Here is a 16,002-nt window from a genome sequence, read left to right as displayed (position 1 = left end):
GCTAAGTTATCCCCGAAGGAATAACTCCGCTCGACTTGCATGTATTAGGCACGCCGCCAGCGTTCGTCCTGAGCCAGGATCAAACTCTCCATAATAGAAGTTATCGTCAACGACGGAATGTCGATCAGAAAATCTTCAGGTGTTTGACTTGCTCAAAAACATTTTATTGCTTTAGTAATGAAGCCGAAGCTTCATAACCGGCAGTTTCGCTCGTTGTTCAGTTTTCAAAGAACAATCTCTTCTTTCATGAAGTTTTCACACTTGCTTTAGCAATGTGGAAATCTTCCGTTCCGTCCGCTTGTTTCTCTCGGCCGGATTAACAATATAACATGGTCAATCCATGATATCTACAGGTAATAAATGACATCGGATTCTATAGAGTTCCGGTACATATGCTCTCATCAAAAGAAGGGCTGCCGGTCGGCAGCCCTTCTTCTTCATATTATTGTTCATGATATCCGGTATGATTACCCGGAAACCCTTAGTTCCTCATTAAAGACGTAACGGTGGAACACCCATTCTGCTACTCCGATAAGCAATGCGAGAAAGAACGTTTCGCCCCAAGACAGTTCCCAATCGAATACATAAGACAAAGCACCGAAGTAAACAACGGCTAATAAGAAATCGCAGATCGTCGCGAACAGATTGTTCGTGGTGCGAAGGATAAATTGATCACCAACCAAATACGCTATTACCGTAAGTGCCGTTGCCGCGATGGCCGCATTCCAAAATGTCGCATCGGCGTAATACGTCAGGAAAGCAACCACGATTGCGCCATTAATCAACCATTTTAATAAAAACTTGATCATAATGCGTCACTCCCTTCTACCGCTCATGCGTTTTTTATTTAGGTATAGAATCCCTCCTTCCATTCACTTTATACGGTCCAATTTTTAAAATCAGTCGAACCGTCCGTTTCAATCGCTACTGATTAAGATGCCGGAATAACTTCAAGATTAGTTTGTTAAAATAACGTAGCTTTTTATTGATAACCAAGGAGCTAAATGATGAGCCAATCAACCGCAGAACAAGCCGAATCGAAAAAAAAAGACGAAAAAGGCAACCTTACCTGGTGGCAGCTCGCCTTATTCGGGTTAGGGACAACGACCGGAACCGGATTTCTGCTTGGGTCCAGTCTCGCGATCGAGAAGAGCGGTTTCTCGGTCATTCTCAATTTTTTCATCGCCGCTGTCGGTACTTACTTTGTTTTTCAAGCGTTGGCGAAAATGATCGCGGAACACTCGGAAAAGGGATCCTTCCGCACCTATTCCAAACAAGCTTTCGGTCATTGGGCAGGTTTCAGCCATGGCTGGGTATATTGGTCTTCCGAAATGCTTATTCTCGGAAGCCAATTGACCGCCATTGGTCTATTCACGAGATTCTGGTTCCCCGATATTCCGTTATGGATTCTAACAAGCGCATACGCGGCTCTTGGCGTTGGCGTTGTTTTACTCGGAACCGCGTGGTTCGAGAAGACCGTTAACATGCTTGCCGTCGTCAAATTGGCAGCCATCATCATGTTTATTATCTTAGCTTGTCTGGTCATCCCGGGTTTCCTTGGCGCCGATAATGCGCATACGCATACGCCCAAGAACTTTGGCGATGTGTTCAAAGGCGGCGCGATGGGGCTATGGACAAGCCTGATCTATGTCTTTTTTTGTTTTTCGGGCATTGAAGTCATGGGAATTATGGCCGCTGAACTGAAGAACCCCAAAGAAGCGCCGAAGTCCGGCCGGCTTATGATCATAACGATAACCATTCTATTCATCGCTTCTATCGGACTGGCCTTATTAGTAACGCCAATCGAACAAATCACGACAAAGGAAAGTCCGTTCGTATCCGCGCTTAAAGATTTGGACTATGAACTGCTGGTTCATATTTTTAACGGCGTGTTGATTATTGCGGGTTTCTCGGGATTGGTCGCTTCACTCTATTCCGTCACGCTTGTCATGTCGATGATCGCGGACGAAGGAGACGCGCCGAAGCTGTTCGCCAAAAAATCGCGGAATCGCCATTTCCCATACGGCGCCCTTGGGTTGACCATTACGGGAATGGCTATTTCTATCACCGTTGCCTTGCTGCTGCCGAATAAAGTATACGAATATATCACAACTGCCGGCGGTCTAATGCTGCTTTATACATGGCTGTATATTTTGTGCGCATCGCATAAGCTGTTGAAGCTGAGCGCGTGGGGACGCATTCAAACGTACACGGCCATTGCTCTCCTATTGGCAGCGGTTCTTGGCACGTTGTTCGATCAAGTAAGCAGACCGGGTTTCTTCGTCAGTCTTGCGTTTATTGCCGTCATTGGTTTCGTAACCTTCTTCCTGCGAAAGCGATGGCAAAACTAGAAAAACAACTGTTTAATCGCTTGCCATTCAAAATATACGCCGAAGCATAAGAGGCATACGCCGGCTGCACGCGATATAAACACAAGAACGTCTTCATTCAAAAACTTTTGAAAGATACTTGAAATCGAAGCCATGGCAACATCCCAAAGCATCAGTCCGATAAATATGCCCGAACTATAAAGAAGAAGCTCCAACGTACCGTATCGCTCAGCCGTCTTGGCAAGAATAGACCCGTAAATGCCAAGCCAGAATAAGATGCTGACCGGATTCGAAAAGGTCATGAGGAAGCCGGAATAAAAAGACTTGGCGTGCGATTCCGATGACCGATTGTCCGAAACGGAAACCGTGTTGTTTTTTTTGAAACTCTCTACGCCTGTATAGATGAGAATGAAACCGCCGAACAGCCACAAGAACGTTTTGGCGAACGGAGTTGCCAGAAAATGAGCTAGTCCGAAGTAAATAAGAAGCATGAAAATAGCGTCTGCGGCCATAGCCCCCAATCCGATCAACCAAGCGTGCCAAAATCCATGCCTGATGCCTTTCTCAAGCTGGGCAGCATTCACCGGACCGATGGGCGCAGCCAATGAGAAGCCAAGTAAAATATAACTGACAAAAACGTTCATGAGCTGCGAACACCCCTTAACATGGAGATACAACTTCTTGTACATCCTATTTGGGACATGTCCGTGCTAGAACCACCAAAAGAGATCTGCAAACTTTGAATGAACAAAATGATGCAAAACGACTATCAACGCGATTTTTGGCATAATACTTTATCGCAACCAAATCTATTAATCAAGAAAGAAATTATTCATACCGCTGAGCCTGCTTAACTAAAAACGGAATAAACCCGCATTACCGCTGGATTTTTCTAATCCGATTATGCAGTTGTGGCGTTTGCATACCAATTTTTGAAGGTTTTTTACTCCTCTAAAGGGTCCTTATAATACATATGAGACTAACAACGAGGAGAGATAACAGATGATGAAACAAGGTCTTAAAACAAAAATAGCAATCTTAATGTTAACTGTCAGCTTGCCTGCCACCTCTTTACTAGCAAGTACAAGCGTTGATGCAGCATCCGTAGCAGCAAAAAGAGATAAAGTAGTCCAAACGGCGATATCGTTGAAGAACAAGGTGCATTATGTGAACTGGAGAGATAGACAAGAAGCCAAACCGCCATATCAAACGGACTGTTCCGGATTCACATATCTTGCTTACAGACTTGCAAATGTCGGCGTAAACCTCGTAAACAAAGACGATGACGATCAAGCTAAGGTAGGTCAGCGGGTGTCATGGGGAAACCTTGAGAAGGGTGACTTGGTATTCTTTTGGCTTAACAGTAAAAACAAAAGCGACGTCGGTCATGTCGGAATCTATATCGGCGACGGCAAAATGATCCACAACATTACCAAAGAAAGAGATGTCATCGTTTCTAATATATACACGAACAGCTATTACAAAAATAGATTTATCGTGGCTAGACGAGTCATTAAATAGAACGATGCATAAGCGTTCATCAGGCCAATTAATAACAGCCCAAGCATAGCTTGGGCTGTTATTTCATCTACACCGTCTACAAATCTTTTTTATCTAATTAGATGAGGTCTGATTTGATTAATAATCTTTGAATCATTACCGCAACCTCTGCTTTTGTAATGTTCGATTTCGGAGCAAGCGTCGATGCAGTTCTGCCTGAAACGATGCCCGCTTGCAAGCAATCCGCAATCCCGGATACAGCCCAACCGGATGCGCTCTCGGCATCTTCGTACGTTCTTAGCAGCTCCTTAATCGGCGCATAGGCTGGAAGCTTTGCTTTCAAGCCGGTGAGAGCCATTGCTTTCGAGATAATCGACATCGCCTGCTCGCGCGTAATCCGATCATTTGGTCGGAATTTGCCGTCTTCATTACCGCTGATCAGACCGTATTCGTGAGCTGTTAGAACAGCGCTGCCGAACCAATCCGAGGACTTAACGTCCTTGAAGACATTGTTGCCGCCCTCTTGCTTAAGTCCTAAAGCTTTCACCACAATCGTGGTGAATTCAGCGCGAGTAATGAGTTGATTAGGGTTAAACCCGCCATCCCCATTTCCGGTTAAGACCATCCTTGATCCCAAATCGTTTATCGCGTCTTTGGCCCAGTGGTTGGCTACATCTTTGAACTCGAATGGATGCCATACGAGCGCATAGATACTGTCGGTCAAGCTGTTTACTTTGGCATATGGCTTTCCATCAATGGATACAACCTTAGTTGGCACATGCCGTACCGTTCCATCCGGCTCAATGATGACGCCTGTCGTGATCTTGGAAGGCTCAACGCTGCCGGGAATCGCAATCATCCTCTCGACAAAAGCTTTAAACTTGGTTATCTCGATTTCAGTATCGTTATATTTGACCCGCACTTTAAAATCAAGCGGTGGAACCATAACGGTGAATCCGTTTTTCGCTGCGGAATTCTCGGCTACCTTCAACGTATTCGCCTCAGGCTTGGCGACTACGATCTGGAACTTCAGCTGTTTCAGTTGAACGCTTTCTCCGAATCGTTTTGCAATGGAGTCGATATCAATGAGTCCGGCTGGCAAAGTATAGATTGCCTGTTCCGTTTTCATTTTCAATACGGCCTTTTTTTGCTCCAAAATCTTAATCAATTGACCGTCTAATTCTCCTATTACGATATCGGAGGAGCTATTGCCAGCAAGAATCGTTATAGTTGGGAATAGCCCTTCCCCTTGCAGCTTCTCCTCTAATCTTTGTGAATCAACGGCTAACGTTGTGACGGTGCGACCATCGATGGATGCGGTTGTTGCTGTCCCTGCAATGACTACCTTTTCGTTTACGAGCACCTCTACTCCAACGGTCGGTATTTCAGGAGTTGTAGGCGGCCGTGTTGTATTTCTGATTGCGATTACCAAAGTCTGGGTTATCCCCCCGCTAAAGGTGAACGTCAAGGTCGTCGTCCCAACGGGCTGCTTCGCCAAATATTCCTTCTTAATCATTACCGTGCTGCCAGTCACCGTATAATCGGTATCTGCAACTAGCGTTGTGACGCCGTTCGCGATGCTGTTCAGCGTATGGCCGTTCAACGTCATAACCGTCGTCACATCCGCCTGTGCAGACGTTTTCCTATCGAAGTTACCTGTTGATGGGGTAATGATTGGCGTCGTGTCGCTAACGGTAATCGTCAACAATAATGATGTGCCTGAACTGAAATGTAACGTCAAGTTCGTCGATCCCACGGGCTGGGTCGCCATATATTCCTTTTTAATTGTCAACGCATTGCCCGAAACCATATAGTCGGTATTGGCGACTAACGATACGCTTCCATTCGCGATGCTGCTCAACGTATGGCCGTTCAGCGTCATGGTCGTCGTCACATCTGCCCATGCCGTTGTTTTTTTATCGAAGCTTCCTGTCGCTGGGCTGATTATTGGCGTAGTGTCGCTTACGGTTATTTCCAGAGTCCGTGTTGTACCCGAACTGAAATGAAGCACCAGGCTCGTTATACCAACCGTCTGAGCTGCCAAGTATTCCTTCTTTATTGTAACTGTCGTGCCGCTTGATACCGTATAATCCGTACCTGCTGCCAATGTCTCGCCGCCGTTCGTAATGCTGTTCAGCGTATGACCGTTCAGCATCATCGTCGACATCACATCAGCCTGAGCGGAGGCTAACTTATCGAAGCTGCCCGTTGTCGGGCTTATTACCGGCGTGGTGTCCATGACGGTGACCGTTAGCGTCCGCGTGATGCCACCGCTGAAGGTGAAAGTAAGGCTCGTTGTGCCTATAGGCTGCGCTGCCAAGTATTCCTTCTTGATCGTTATAGTCGTGCCGCCCAATACCGTGTAATCCGTACCTGCGACTAACGTCGAGCCGCCGTTCGCGATACTGCTCAGCGTATGTCCGTTCAAGGTCGTAGTTGTCGTCACATCAGCTTGAGCGGTTGACATCTTATCGAAGCTGCCTGTTGCCGGGCTGATCGTTGGCGTTGTGTCGCTGATTGTGATCGTCAACGTCTGTGCAAAACCGCCACTGAAATGAATCGTCAGGCTTGTCGTTCCTACAGGCTGCCCAGCCAAATATTCCTTCTTGATCGTGACTATGCTGCTCGATACGGTGTAATCGGTATCTGCTATCAACGTTGAGCCGCCATTCGCTATGCCGTTCACCGTATGCCCGTTCAACGTCATAATCGTTATCACATCGGCCATAGCCGATGTTTTTTTATCGAAGCTGCCCGTTGTCGGGTTAATCGTTGGTGACGTGTCGCTGATCGTGATCGTCAATGCCTGCGAGATGCCCCCGCTGAAGTTGAACGTCAGGGTCGTTGTGCCTACAGACTGCAACGCCAAGTATTCCTTCTTAATCGTTACCGTCATGCCGCCCGAAACCGTGTAATCTGTATTTGCTTCGAGTGTCGTGCCGCCGTTAACGATGCTGCTCAATGTGTGACCGTTCAGCGCCATAATCGTCGTAACATCGGCTTGAAGAGATGTTTTCTTATCGAAACTTCCTGTTTCCGGGCTAATCGTTGGTGTCGAGTCGCTAACCGTGATCGCAATCGTCTGCGAAGTGCCGGAACTGAACTGCAAGGTCAAGGTTGTTGTGCCAAGAGGCTGTGCGGCCAAATATTCCTTCTTGATCGTAACCGTATTTCCAGATACCGAGTAATCGGTACTTGCAGACAACGTCGAGCCGCCGTTCGTGATACTGCCGAGCGTATGTCCGTTCAGCGTCATTGTTGTAGTTACGTCCGATTGAGCAGGCGTTATCTTATCGAAGCTACCCGTTGTCGGACTAATCACTGGCGTTGTGTCATTGACCGTGATCGCCAATGTTTTCGTTATTCCCCCGCTGAAAGCAAACGACAGGGTCGTCGTACCTACAGGCTGAGCTGCCAAATAGTCCTTCTTGATCGTTACCGTATTGCCGGATACCGTGTAATCGGTATCGGCAATTAACGCTGAGCCGCCATTCGCGATACCGGTCAGCGTATGGCTGTTAAACGTCATTACCGTCGATACATCCGACTGAGCGTTTGTCATCTTATCGAAGCTGCCCGATGTCGGGCTGATCGTCGGCGTGGTGTCGCTTACTGCGATGGTTAAGGTTTGCGTCATCGCACCGCTGAAATTAAAAATTAAGCTCGTCGTTCCGACAGGCTGCGTCGCCAAATAATCCTTCTTAATCGTTACTGTATTGCCGGATACCGTGTAATCGGTATCGGCAACTAACGCTGCGCCGCCGTTCGCGATATTGGTCAGCGTATGGCTGTTCAGGGTCATGGTCGTCGTCACGTCTGTTTGAACGGTCGTTTTCTTATCAAAGCTACCCGATGTCGGACTGATCGTAGGTGTTGTATCGGTGATCGAAATAGTCAGCGTCTGCGTCAGACCTGCACTGAAATTGAACGTCAACGTTGTTGTTCCAATCGGCTGCGAGGCTAAATATTCCTTTCTGATCGCCACATTTGTGCCGCCCGCAACCGTGTAATCCGTGCCAGCTTGCAAAGTGGCGGCGCCGTTCGTAATGCTGCTGAACATATTGCCTTTCAGCGTCATCGTCGTCGTTACATCAGCTTGGGCGGTCGTTTTCTTATCGAAGCTGCCCGTTGTCGGGCTGATCGTACTATTCTGCGGCGTTGTGTCGACGACCGTAATCGAAATCGTCTGCGTCATCGCCCCGTCGAAGTTAAATGTCAGGTTAGTCGTGCCTTCCGGCTGGGTCGCCAAATATTCCTTCTTAATTGTTACCGTACTGCCCGACACGGTGTAGTCGGTATTGGCAGTCAAGGTCGCCCCTCCGTTCGTAATACTGTTCAGCGTGTGACCGTTCAACGTCATCGTGGTCGTCACGTTCGCTTGGGCAGATGTTTTCTTATCGAAGCTGCCCGTTGTCGGATTGATCCTCGGCGTCGTATCGGTGACCGTAATCGTCAACGTCTGCGTTGCGCCAGCGCTGAAATTGAATGTCAAGGTTGTCGTTCCGGAAGGCTGCGCCGCCAAATATTCCTTCTTGATCGTTACCGTACTTCCTGAGACCGTATAATCCGTCCCCTCTGTTAATGAAGCTCCGCCATTAACAATACTCGCTAATGAGTTACCGTTCAGCGTCATCGTCGTCGTTACGTCCGCTTGAACAGTCGCTTTCTTGTCAAAGCTTCCCGTTGTCGGGCTTATGATACTGTTTGGATCTGCTGCCGTTTGCATAAGGCCTGCGGGCCCTACGATGACGAAACGGTTGTCGCCGTATGCGACGGAATCAAACCCCCCCGTCGTCTTGGGTGTTTCAGATGTCCACGTCATACCGTCTTCAGAAGAAACAATGTCTCCGTTATCCCCTACCGCAACAAACTTACCTGTCCCGTACGCTATCCCCAATAAATCATCGCTTCCGCCGGAAGGATTCGTACGCGGTGTCCAGGTTTGCCCGTTGGTCGATGTCGCAATATAACCTCCATCTCCAACGGCAACAAACTTCCCTTCAGCGTAGACGACATCATTAATGCCGCTGCCAATCGTTCCAGCGCTAAACGTTACGCCGTCATTCGAATAATAAACAACCCCTGTGGCAAATCCGGAGTCATACCCCGCAGCTACAAAACTTCCATTTCCACTAGCCGCTGCCATTAAATACGAACCGTCACCCTTCGTTGGCGCGCTGTTCCAATTCACATTATCCGCTGATGTTACGATCGTGCCGTTCTCCCCGGTCAGTATGGTAAGAGGTGAACCGCCGCTATCCTCGCCGTAAGCAACGTCCCAAAGATTTTCACTCGTGCCCGTTCCCGCTCCGCCAGCGTGCACCGTCCAGCTAGTCAACGGATTTGCCGGAGACACGGGCGAAGTCAATATCGCACCGGACTGCCCCGCTGCTACCCAGCGATCGCCGGCATAAGCGACACTATTAATAAGTTCCGAGTCCACGACCGTACTTTCCTCGGGATGCACCCATGTCGTGCCATTCGTAGAATAACCTAAGAAAGTAGTGCCGGTTGTAAACCACTCGCCATTACCATGAGCAATTATGTAGAGCTCGTAATCGAAACCTTCCGTCCCTGTAGGATCCGGATCCAGATCTACCCAATTACTGGGGGCCGCGTTCGCAAATGGAGCAAAATAACTTACCCCACTAACCATTACAACTAGTAAAAATACAAGCACGTAACTTAGTAACTTCTGAAATCGATTCAAGCGGATAAGATACATAATTTCCTCCTTCAATTTTTACATATCTTTGATTTCTATCTGGATGCTCTTTCTAAATAATAATGGATTCTCTCCTTACGGTAAACGGTTTTCTTTACATTTTTTTGCAACTTATAAACGTATTGCAAAAGTAGCCTTTCCTATACTAAACTAGTTACGACAATGAATAATTTTCCACATTTTTCACGAGTTTCGACTGGAGATGACACCGTGCTTCAACAAATTCCGGCCCGCCCTGAGGATGACCCTTTCCTATTCGACCTCTACGCGGAATCCCGCAAAGATGAATTGCAAGCATGGGGGTGGGACGAAGCGATGCAGCGCTCCTTCCTGCAGATGCAATGGAATGCCCAAAAGCAATCTTACGCGATGCATTTTCCGGGCTCGGAGCAGTCGCTATTGGTTGTCAACGAGATTCGAGTCGGCAGAGCGATCGTATGTCGTAAGGATAGGGAGATCAGACTTGTAGACTTAACGATTTTATCGGAATTCCGGAATCAAGGGTTCGGTACGATGCTGCTTCGGCAATTGCAGGACGGTGCTGCCTCAGCCCGCCTTCCGCTGCGGCTTAGCGTCCTCAAGACGAATCCTGCAAAAGCGCTTTATGTTCGCCTCGGCTTTTGGTTAATCGGCGAGAACGACATGTACGATTTTATGGAATCCGGCGAACCTACCAAAGGCTAGTCTTCCAAATAAACCATTTTACGAGGTGATTACGAATGAGTGAGGCATATTTAGGCGAAATCCGCATGTTCGCGGGCAACTACGCGCCGAATGGCTGGGCTCTCTGCAACGGCCAAGAACTAAGCATTTCCGAGAACGACGCGCTCTTCGCTCTGCTCGGCACCACTTACGGCGGAGACGGGCAAACGACGTTCGCCGTTCCCGATTTGCAAGGACGTGTTCCGATCCATCCCAACGCCAGATATCCGCAAGGTGCGAAGGCAGGCAGCGAAAGCGTAACGCTGACGTCGACCCAGCTACCCGCACATACGCATCAGGCGATGTCGAGTTCAACGATTGGAACGGAAAATACTCCTTCTAACGCCGTTTGGGCCTCCCGCGCTCTAAAAACCTATTCAAGCGGAACGAACTTAGTCGGCATGAGCGCACAATCCCTCTCTCCAGCAGGCGGCAGTCAGCCCCACGACAACATGATGCCCACAACAACGATCTCTTTTATTATTTCGCTATACGGGGTTTTCCCGCCACAGCCTTAGAACCTATCGCTAATTACATATTAAGGAGGAATCCGCATGTCAGAACCGTTTTTGGGTGAAGTCCGTTTATTTCCGATTGGATACGCACCGCGTGGCTGGACGTTTTGCCAAGGGCAAATTTTGCCGATTAATACAAATCAAGCTCTCTTCTCACTGCTAGGTAATGCTTACGGCGGAGACGGTATGACCACCTTTGCGCTCCCCGACTATCGCGGCCGCGTCCCGATTCATACAAGCAGCGCCATTCCGCTAGGCACGACTTCAGGTGAGGAAAATCATACGTTAACAATAAACGAAATACCGCAGCATACGCATCAAGCATCGGCTTCGTCCTCATCCAACTTAACCGTGACATCGCCAACCGGTGCAGTTTGGGGGGACCAATTGAATGGATTCTCTCCTGCTGCCTCGCTCGTCCCTATGAATGTACAGGCAATTGCAGCCGCAGGCGGCAGCCAGCCCCACTCCAACATGCAACCGTTTTTGGCACTTAATTACTGCATCGCGCTTCAGGGAATATTCCCAAGCCGAAATTAGAGGAGGTTACAACCTATGGCTGACGCATATACAGGTGAAATTCGAATATTTGCAGGCAACTTCGCTCCCTATGGCTGGGCGCTGTGCAATGGACAACTGTTGCCTATATCACAAAACACGCCGCTTTTTTCCATCCTTGGCGTTCAGTATGGCGGCGATGGCAGAACCACATTCGCCCTTCCGAATCTGATGGGCGGCGCAGCGATGGGCCAAGGCAGCGGACAAGGTCTGACACCACGCGTTGTTGGCGAACAAGTTGGAACCCCGAACGTCACGCTGATCAACAGTGAAATGCCCGCCCATACGCACATCCCGCAGGCGGTTAATGCTGATGGAAATTCACTAGATGCGACAGGCAATACATGGGCCCAATCGCAGAAGCAAGGTAGACCGCCGAACCAAACGCAGGCTGCCATTTACAATCCGACTCCTGATGTTCAGATGTCTCCGATGGCCATTAACGTGACCGGAGGCTCACAGCCGCATAATAATTTGCAGCCGTTCATTGCCCAAACGTTTATCATCTGTCTTTCGGGTGTATATCCTTCACGCTCGTAACAAACCTATTATATAAACAGAAACCAAGGGCTGTTCATTTGTTAAAACAATGAACAGCCCTTGGTTCTTTTCGTTGCGAAAACATTTTGTGGGATTCAAATTGGTGACGAGAACACGCACGTTGAAGTCACAAAGCGATCTCATTACAATAGAAGTAGTTATTCATACGCAAAATGCTCGATAGGCATAATAAAGGAGAAAACGATGTTAAAGAAAAAAGAAGCAACAAAGCTGAAATCCAAAGCAAAAGGCAACATCCTAACACTGGAACGAAATTTCAACGCACCTCGCGAGCTTGTGTTTCAAGCTTACACCGATCCCAGATCTCTTGCGCAATGGTGGGGACCCAGGGGCTGGCATCTCTCGGTATGCAACGTTGACCTTCAACCGGGCGGAGCATGGCATTATTGCCTGGAATATAACGATAACGAAGCGAAATCTTGGGGCAAAGCCGTCTACCGCGAAATCTCCGTGCCGGACAAGCTCGTCTATGAGGATTTCGTATCCGACGAGGACGGCGGCGTTGCAACTGATAAAGGCTCGCTTGTAACCGTCTCGTTTGAAGAGCATAAGGGTGAAACTAAGCTAGTTAACCGAGTACAATTTCTATCATCCGGCGCGCTTAAGCGAACGGTGGATTTAGGCCTCATTCAAGGAATGGATCAAACATGGTCTCGCCTTGCCGAGCATCTCCGCAGCCTGCAAGCAGATTAGATAGAAACATTCGTGGTTATTTTTACTCTTTCAGCATTCTCGTTGCAAATAAAAAAAACTCTCCAGTCCGAGAACGGAGAGCTTTCGATTAACGGTTCAATTCGTCATCCTGTTGCAATCTTAAGAAATAGGACAGCTGTTCGTTCATATATTCCGGGCTGCGCGCGAAGCCGTCCATGCTCCACTGGATAAGCAAACCCATAATCGCATTGGCCTGATAAGCAACCAGCAAAGGGATATCTCTGTTGCCCAGATCAAAGATCGAGGTGCTAGCCTGTATGAGGCTTGTTACTTTGTCCAGCAACGAATAATAATAGGACAACGACGACTTTTTATCAAAAACGATCTCGTAGAAAGGCTGATATTTCTTCACATGATGAAAGATACGAATCGTCGAAGGATCCAACTGGCTCGGTATTAAATCCGGAGCATGACGGTATGGCTCGTAATACGATTCCTCCAAATCCTTGAGCAAATAATGGAGATGCTCGTCGAACAAAGCCCCTACGTCATTATAATGCAAGTAAAAGGTGCCTCTATTTACTTCAGCTTCCCGGCAAAGCGTCGATACGGAGATGGATTCGAGCGTTTTTGTTTTCAATAAAACCAGCAGCGCTTGATGCAGCGCTTTTTTCGTCTTGATGACTCTTAAATCGTTTTCATTCATATCGTCTATCCCTTCTCGTATAACAAAAGATTATTTATTTAATGAACGACTTCACCCTTGTCTGTTCAATAATTATAAGGTCAAAAAAGGAATCTGAAAAGGAAAAAAGGCTGCAAGCAGCGGTGGCTGCCTGTAGCCTTCTCTTATAAACGTACTTGCCGATCGCCGTATCAGAAGCCTGCCGTCCAGCCGGCGTCCGCTGCAATAACCGCGCCGTTCACGAAGCTCGATTCATCGGATGCCAAGAACAAAGCGACTTGGGCGATCTCCTCCGCTTGTCCGACGCGCGGAATAACGCTTTGGGTCACCTTCGTACGCGAAGCGCCGAACTCGTTCACGTTATTCATCGAAGAAGCGATGTTCGTCATCGTTGCGCCAGGTGCGATCGCATTGCAGCGAATGCCCTTCTGCGCATACATGAAACCTGTGTTCTTCGTGATGCCAACCACGGCATGCTTCGAAGCCGTATAAGCTGCGCCGGCATGCGCGCCGCTGAAACCGCCCGTCGAAGCCGTGTTCACAATGACGCCTTTCCCTTTCTCCAGGAAGATCGGAATCGCTTTGCGGATCGCGCGCATGACACCTTTAGTATTGATATTGAATATAAGATCCCATTTCTCGTCGTTTACGTCTCCAACAGGCGCCATGTTATCCATAATACCGGCATTGTTAACCAAAATATCAAGCGTTCCGAATTCGTTAACAGCCGTATCGATCATTGCGTTAATATCTTCCAACACGGCAACATTCGTTTTAACCGCGATGGCTTTGCCTCCGTTTGTTTGGATACCGGCTGCAACCGCTTCCGCGCCTTCGATATTCAAGTCCGAGACAACAACACTTGCTCCTTCTTTCGCATATAACTCTGCAATCGCTTTGCCCATACCCGATGCGGCGCCGGTAACGACAGCTACTTTGCCTTCTAGATGCATAATAAATCCCTCCAAATCTTATTGAACAGTTGTTCATTTAAATTATAGAGCTGATCGCGAAGCTTTGTCAATGTTTGAGACTCCTCAAATCATACAACTGTAGTATAATAAACATATGTAAATTAAATGATAGAGGTGAAAACTTTTGCATAGTGCTCATTCCATTGACCCAAGAATAATTCGAACCAGACAATTGCTACATGATGCCTTCATCGAATTGATTCGAGAGGTAGAATTCAGGAAAATTTCGGTGAATTTGATTACGAATAAAGCGGGAATTAATCGGGTTACCTTTTATCTTCACTATAAAGATTTGGATGATATGCTTGAATCCATGGTTAACGATATGATTAACGAAATCGAAGCCATCTTATTAGAGGACGAATCAAAGTCTAATCGATCCGATTATGTGTTAACTACGCTGATTCGATTGCTGGAATATATCGCTAGCCATGCAAAAGTATATAAAGTGTTATTAGTCTCCAAGAAAATACCTGTATTTACGCCGAAGTTCATTGAATTGATGGTCAAGCTTATTTTGCAAAATATCGATAGTCATCATCATACTTATTTAACGGATAAATCTACGGTTTCCAATGTGCCGAAGGAAATTACAGCCTGGTATGGCGCGTCTGCACTCGTGGGTACCGTTACACTTTGGCTAGGGAATGATATGCCTTATTCGCCTCATTATTTAGCTGCCCAGATCATCAAATTCAATTTGTAATCGGACATTTGTAGCCGAACAAATAATCGCTTAGTCGTCTAACATGTAGTCTCCAAATTGACATCTTATCGGATCATGTTGTTTAGTCTACGGAATTGCTCCGATTGTTGTTTGCTCATCTATTCGAAAAGGATTAGGATAATACCAGTTCGGGATAGGCAGTTAAGAAAAGGAGTGGGCTCATAGGATGAAGGCAGCAATCTATTATGGCAAAAACGATATTCGCGTCGAAGAACGACCGATTCCTGCCGTAGGCGCAACGGACGTGTTGGTACGCAACTTGCGCGGCGGTATCTGCGGCACCGATATTAATATCGTGAAAGTCGGAGCTGGCAATATGGGTATTAGCCTAGGCTCAGAGTTCGGGCATGAAATGGTTGGCGAAATTGTCGAGGTAGGTGCTGGCGTATCTTCAGAGCTTAAAATCGGCATGCGCGTCGGGATCAATCCCATCGCGGCAAAGAAAGTCGGGCGCCCTAAGTCTCTGGAATGCTCCGGTTTTTCGCAATATGTCCTGATCGAGGATGCGGCGCTAAATGTTAACTTATATGAAATGGATGAACGTATACCCGCTGAAGTAGCAGCTTTGATGGAACCGATGAGCGTTGGCCGGCACGGTGCCTTTAGCGCTAATCCGGTATCTTCCGACAAAGTTGTCGTCTTAGGCGCGGGACCGATCGGACTTACGGCTGCAGCAAGCCTAATTGCGGAAGGCATTACAAACGTATGTGTAGTCGATATCGACGAGTGGCGTTTAAGCAAAGCAACCGAGCTAGGGGCCGTTACTGTAAATACAACATCAGAAAGCCTTCAGGAAGGGCTTTCCAAACATTTTATAAAGCGGATGTGCCAGTCAGTCTTGCACAAGTGATGTCCAAAGAAGTGCAAATTAAAGGCTCAAGCGGCTATACGGATGAAGATATTTCGAAGGTCGTTGAACATCTGAACAATCATCATAACAAGTTGTCTACACTCATCACGCAAGTTTATAAGCTTGACGATATTCAAGCAGCGTTCGACAAAGCGATTGAAGCGAAAGGAACAATTAAAGTCGTTGTGGATTTAACCTAACCCTCAACATATAAGGGCTGA

At 47.6% G+C, this 16,002-nt stretch carries 15 protein-coding genes and 1 rRNA gene; 10 read left to right on the top strand and 6 right to left on the bottom strand.

The window, feature by feature from the left end; translation table 11 throughout:
• Both J2T14_RS10115 and J2T14_RS10110 read right to left on the bottom strand, forming a co-directional pair.
• Window positions 1-95 (bottom strand): 16S ribosomal RNA (locus J2T14_RS10115); the annotation flags it as partial.
• Window positions 96-467: 372 nt separating this feature from the next.
• Window positions 468-809, bottom strand: coding sequence for a DUF2512 family protein (locus tag J2T14_RS10110; protein ID WP_307470366.1), 342 nt, complete (start codon window positions 807-809; stop codon window positions 468-470).
• 198 nt (window positions 810-1,007) lie between these two features.
• On the opposite strand from J2T14_RS10110, the gene J2T14_RS10105 reads away from it, so the two are divergent.
• Window positions 1,008-2,351, top strand: coding sequence for an amino acid permease (locus J2T14_RS10105; RefSeq protein ID WP_307470364.1), 1,344 nt, complete (start codon window positions 1,008-1,010; stop codon window positions 2,349-2,351).
• Here J2T14_RS10105 and J2T14_RS10100 read toward each other — a convergent pair.
• Window positions 2,348-2,974 (bottom strand): LysE family transporter, encoded by a 627-nt coding sequence (locus tag J2T14_RS10100; RefSeq protein WP_307470362.1) that lies wholly within the window; start codon window positions 2,972-2,974, stop codon window positions 2,348-2,350. The genes J2T14_RS10105 and J2T14_RS10100 overlap by 4 nt on opposite strands.
• 358 nt (window positions 2,975-3,332) lie before the next feature.
• On the opposite strand from J2T14_RS10100, the gene J2T14_RS10095 reads away from it, so the two are divergent.
• Entirely contained in the window at window positions 3,333-3,851 is a 519-nt protein-coding gene (locus J2T14_RS10095) for a C40 family peptidase (RefSeq protein ID WP_307470360.1), read from the top strand.
• A 97-nt stretch (window positions 3,852-3,948) separates the two neighbouring features.
• Here J2T14_RS10095 and J2T14_RS10090 read toward each other — a convergent pair whose 3' ends face one another.
• Window positions 3,949-9,555: a X2-like carbohydrate binding domain-containing protein gene (locus J2T14_RS10090; RefSeq protein ID WP_307470357.1), complete on the bottom strand. Its 5,607-nt coding sequence runs from the start codon at window positions 9,553-9,555 to the stop codon at window positions 3,949-3,951.
• Between the two features lie 210 nt (window positions 9,556-9,765).
• Between J2T14_RS10090 and J2T14_RS10085 the strand changes: the two genes are divergently transcribed.
• The 5 genes from J2T14_RS10085 (at window position 9,766) to J2T14_RS10065 (ending at window position 12,584) form a co-directional block, all read left to right on the top strand.
• Entirely contained in the window at window positions 9,766-10,239 is a 474-nt protein-coding gene (locus J2T14_RS10085; protein ID WP_307470355.1) for a GNAT family N-acetyltransferase, read from the top strand.
• A 35-nt stretch (window positions 10,240-10,274) separates the two neighbouring features.
• Window positions 10,275-10,775, top strand: a complete 501-nt coding sequence (locus J2T14_RS10080; protein WP_307470352.1) for a phage tail protein — start codon at window positions 10,275-10,277, stop codon at window positions 10,773-10,775.
• A 36-nt stretch (window positions 10,776-10,811) separates the two neighbouring features.
• The gene (locus tag J2T14_RS10075) at window positions 10,812-11,312 is read left to right on the top strand and encodes a phage tail protein (protein WP_307208257.1); all 501 of its coding nucleotides are present in this window, start codon (window positions 10,812-10,814) and stop codon (window positions 11,310-11,312) included.
• Window positions 11,313-11,327: 15 nt separating this feature from the next.
• Entirely contained in the window at window positions 11,328-11,870 is a 543-nt protein-coding gene (locus J2T14_RS10070; protein WP_307470350.1) for a phage tail protein, read from the top strand.
• A gap of 204 nt (window positions 11,871-12,074) precedes the next feature.
• Window positions 12,075-12,584, top strand: coding sequence for an SRPBCC domain-containing protein (locus J2T14_RS10065; protein WP_307470349.1), 510 nt, complete (start codon window positions 12,075-12,077; stop codon window positions 12,582-12,584).
• A gap of 88 nt (window positions 12,585-12,672) precedes the next feature.
• Here the strand turns inward: J2T14_RS10065 and J2T14_RS10060 are convergent, their stop codons facing one another.
• Both J2T14_RS10060 and J2T14_RS10055 read right to left on the bottom strand, forming a co-directional pair.
• Complete coding sequence (locus tag J2T14_RS10060) at window positions 12,673-13,251, bottom strand: TetR/AcrR family transcriptional regulator (RefSeq protein ID WP_307470347.1); 579 nt, start codon at window positions 13,249-13,251, stop codon at window positions 12,673-12,675.
• A 170-nt stretch (window positions 13,252-13,421) separates the two neighbouring features.
• Window positions 13,422-14,183 (bottom strand): SDR family oxidoreductase, encoded by a 762-nt coding sequence (locus tag J2T14_RS10055; protein ID WP_307470345.1) that lies wholly within the window; start codon window positions 14,181-14,183, stop codon window positions 13,422-13,424.
• Window positions 14,184-14,433: 250 nt separating this feature from the next.
• On the opposite strand from J2T14_RS10055, the gene J2T14_RS10050 reads away from it, so the two are divergent.
• The 3 genes from J2T14_RS10050 to J2T14_RS10040 all read left to right on the top strand — a co-directional run bounded on the left by J2T14_RS10050 (window position 14,434) and on the right by J2T14_RS10040 (window position 15,981).
• Window positions 14,434-14,910, top strand: coding sequence for a TetR/AcrR family transcriptional regulator (locus J2T14_RS10050; protein ID WP_307470343.1), 477 nt, complete (start codon window positions 14,434-14,436; stop codon window positions 14,908-14,910).
• A 187-nt stretch (window positions 14,911-15,097) separates the two neighbouring features.
• Entirely contained in the window at window positions 15,098-15,781 is a 684-nt protein-coding gene (locus tag J2T14_RS10045; RefSeq protein ID WP_307470341.1) for a zinc-dependent alcohol dehydrogenase, read from the top strand.
• Window positions 15,782-15,792: 11 nt separating this feature from the next.
• Window positions 15,793-15,981, top strand: a complete 189-nt coding sequence (locus tag J2T14_RS10040) for a hypothetical protein (protein WP_307470339.1) — start codon at window positions 15,793-15,795, stop codon at window positions 15,979-15,981.
• Window positions 15,982-16,002: the final 21 nt, after the last annotated feature.

The sequence above is a fragment of the Paenibacillus harenae genome, from assembly GCF_030812415.1.
Lineage (GTDB): Bacteria > Bacillota > Bacilli > Paenibacillales > Paenibacillaceae > Pristimantibacillus > Pristimantibacillus harenae_A.
Note: the sequence above shows the minus strand (reverse complement) of the source record. Positions and strands in the feature narration are given on the sequence as shown.

Bases quoted from the DNA above. Each gene is read 5' to 3' on its own strand.
- J2T14_RS10090 (WP_307470357.1), bottom strand. From the start codon at position 9,555: ATGTATCTTATCCGCTTGAATCGATTTCAGAAGTTACTAAGTTACGTG.
- J2T14_RS10105 (WP_307470364.1), top strand. From the start codon at position 1,008: ATGAGCCAATCAACCGCAGAACAAGCCGAATCGAAAAAAAAAGACGAA.
- J2T14_RS10100 (WP_307470362.1), bottom strand. From the start codon at position 2,974: ATGAACGTTTTTGTCAGTTATATTTTACTTGGCTTCTCATTGGCTGCG.
- J2T14_RS10060 (WP_307470347.1), bottom strand. From the start codon at position 13,251: ATGAATGAAAACGATTTAAGAGTCATCAAGACGAAAAAAGCGCTGCAT.
- J2T14_RS10095 (WP_307470360.1), top strand. From the start codon at position 3,333: ATGATGAAACAAGGTCTTAAAACAAAAATAGCAATCTTAATGTTAACT.
- J2T14_RS10070 (WP_307470350.1), top strand. From the start codon at position 11,328: ATGGCTGACGCATATACAGGTGAAATTCGAATATTTGCAGGCAACTTC.
- J2T14_RS10045 (WP_307470341.1), top strand. From the start codon at position 15,098: ATGAAGGCAGCAATCTATTATGGCAAAAACGATATTCGCGTCGAAGAA.
- J2T14_RS10075 (WP_307208257.1), top strand. From the start codon at position 10,812: ATGTCAGAACCGTTTTTGGGTGAAGTCCGTTTATTTCCGATTGGATAC.
- J2T14_RS10110 (WP_307470366.1), bottom strand. From the start codon at position 809: ATGATCAAGTTTTTATTAAAATGGTTGATTAATGGCGCAATCGTGGTT.
- J2T14_RS10080 (WP_307470352.1), top strand. From the start codon at position 10,275: ATGAGTGAGGCATATTTAGGCGAAATCCGCATGTTCGCGGGCAACTAC.
- J2T14_RS10065 (WP_307470349.1), top strand. From the start codon at position 12,075: ATGTTAAAGAAAAAAGAAGCAACAAAGCTGAAATCCAAAGCAAAAGGC.
- J2T14_RS10055 (WP_307470345.1), bottom strand. From the start codon at position 14,183: ATGCATCTAGAAGGCAAAGTAGCTGTCGTTACCGGCGCCGCATCGGGT.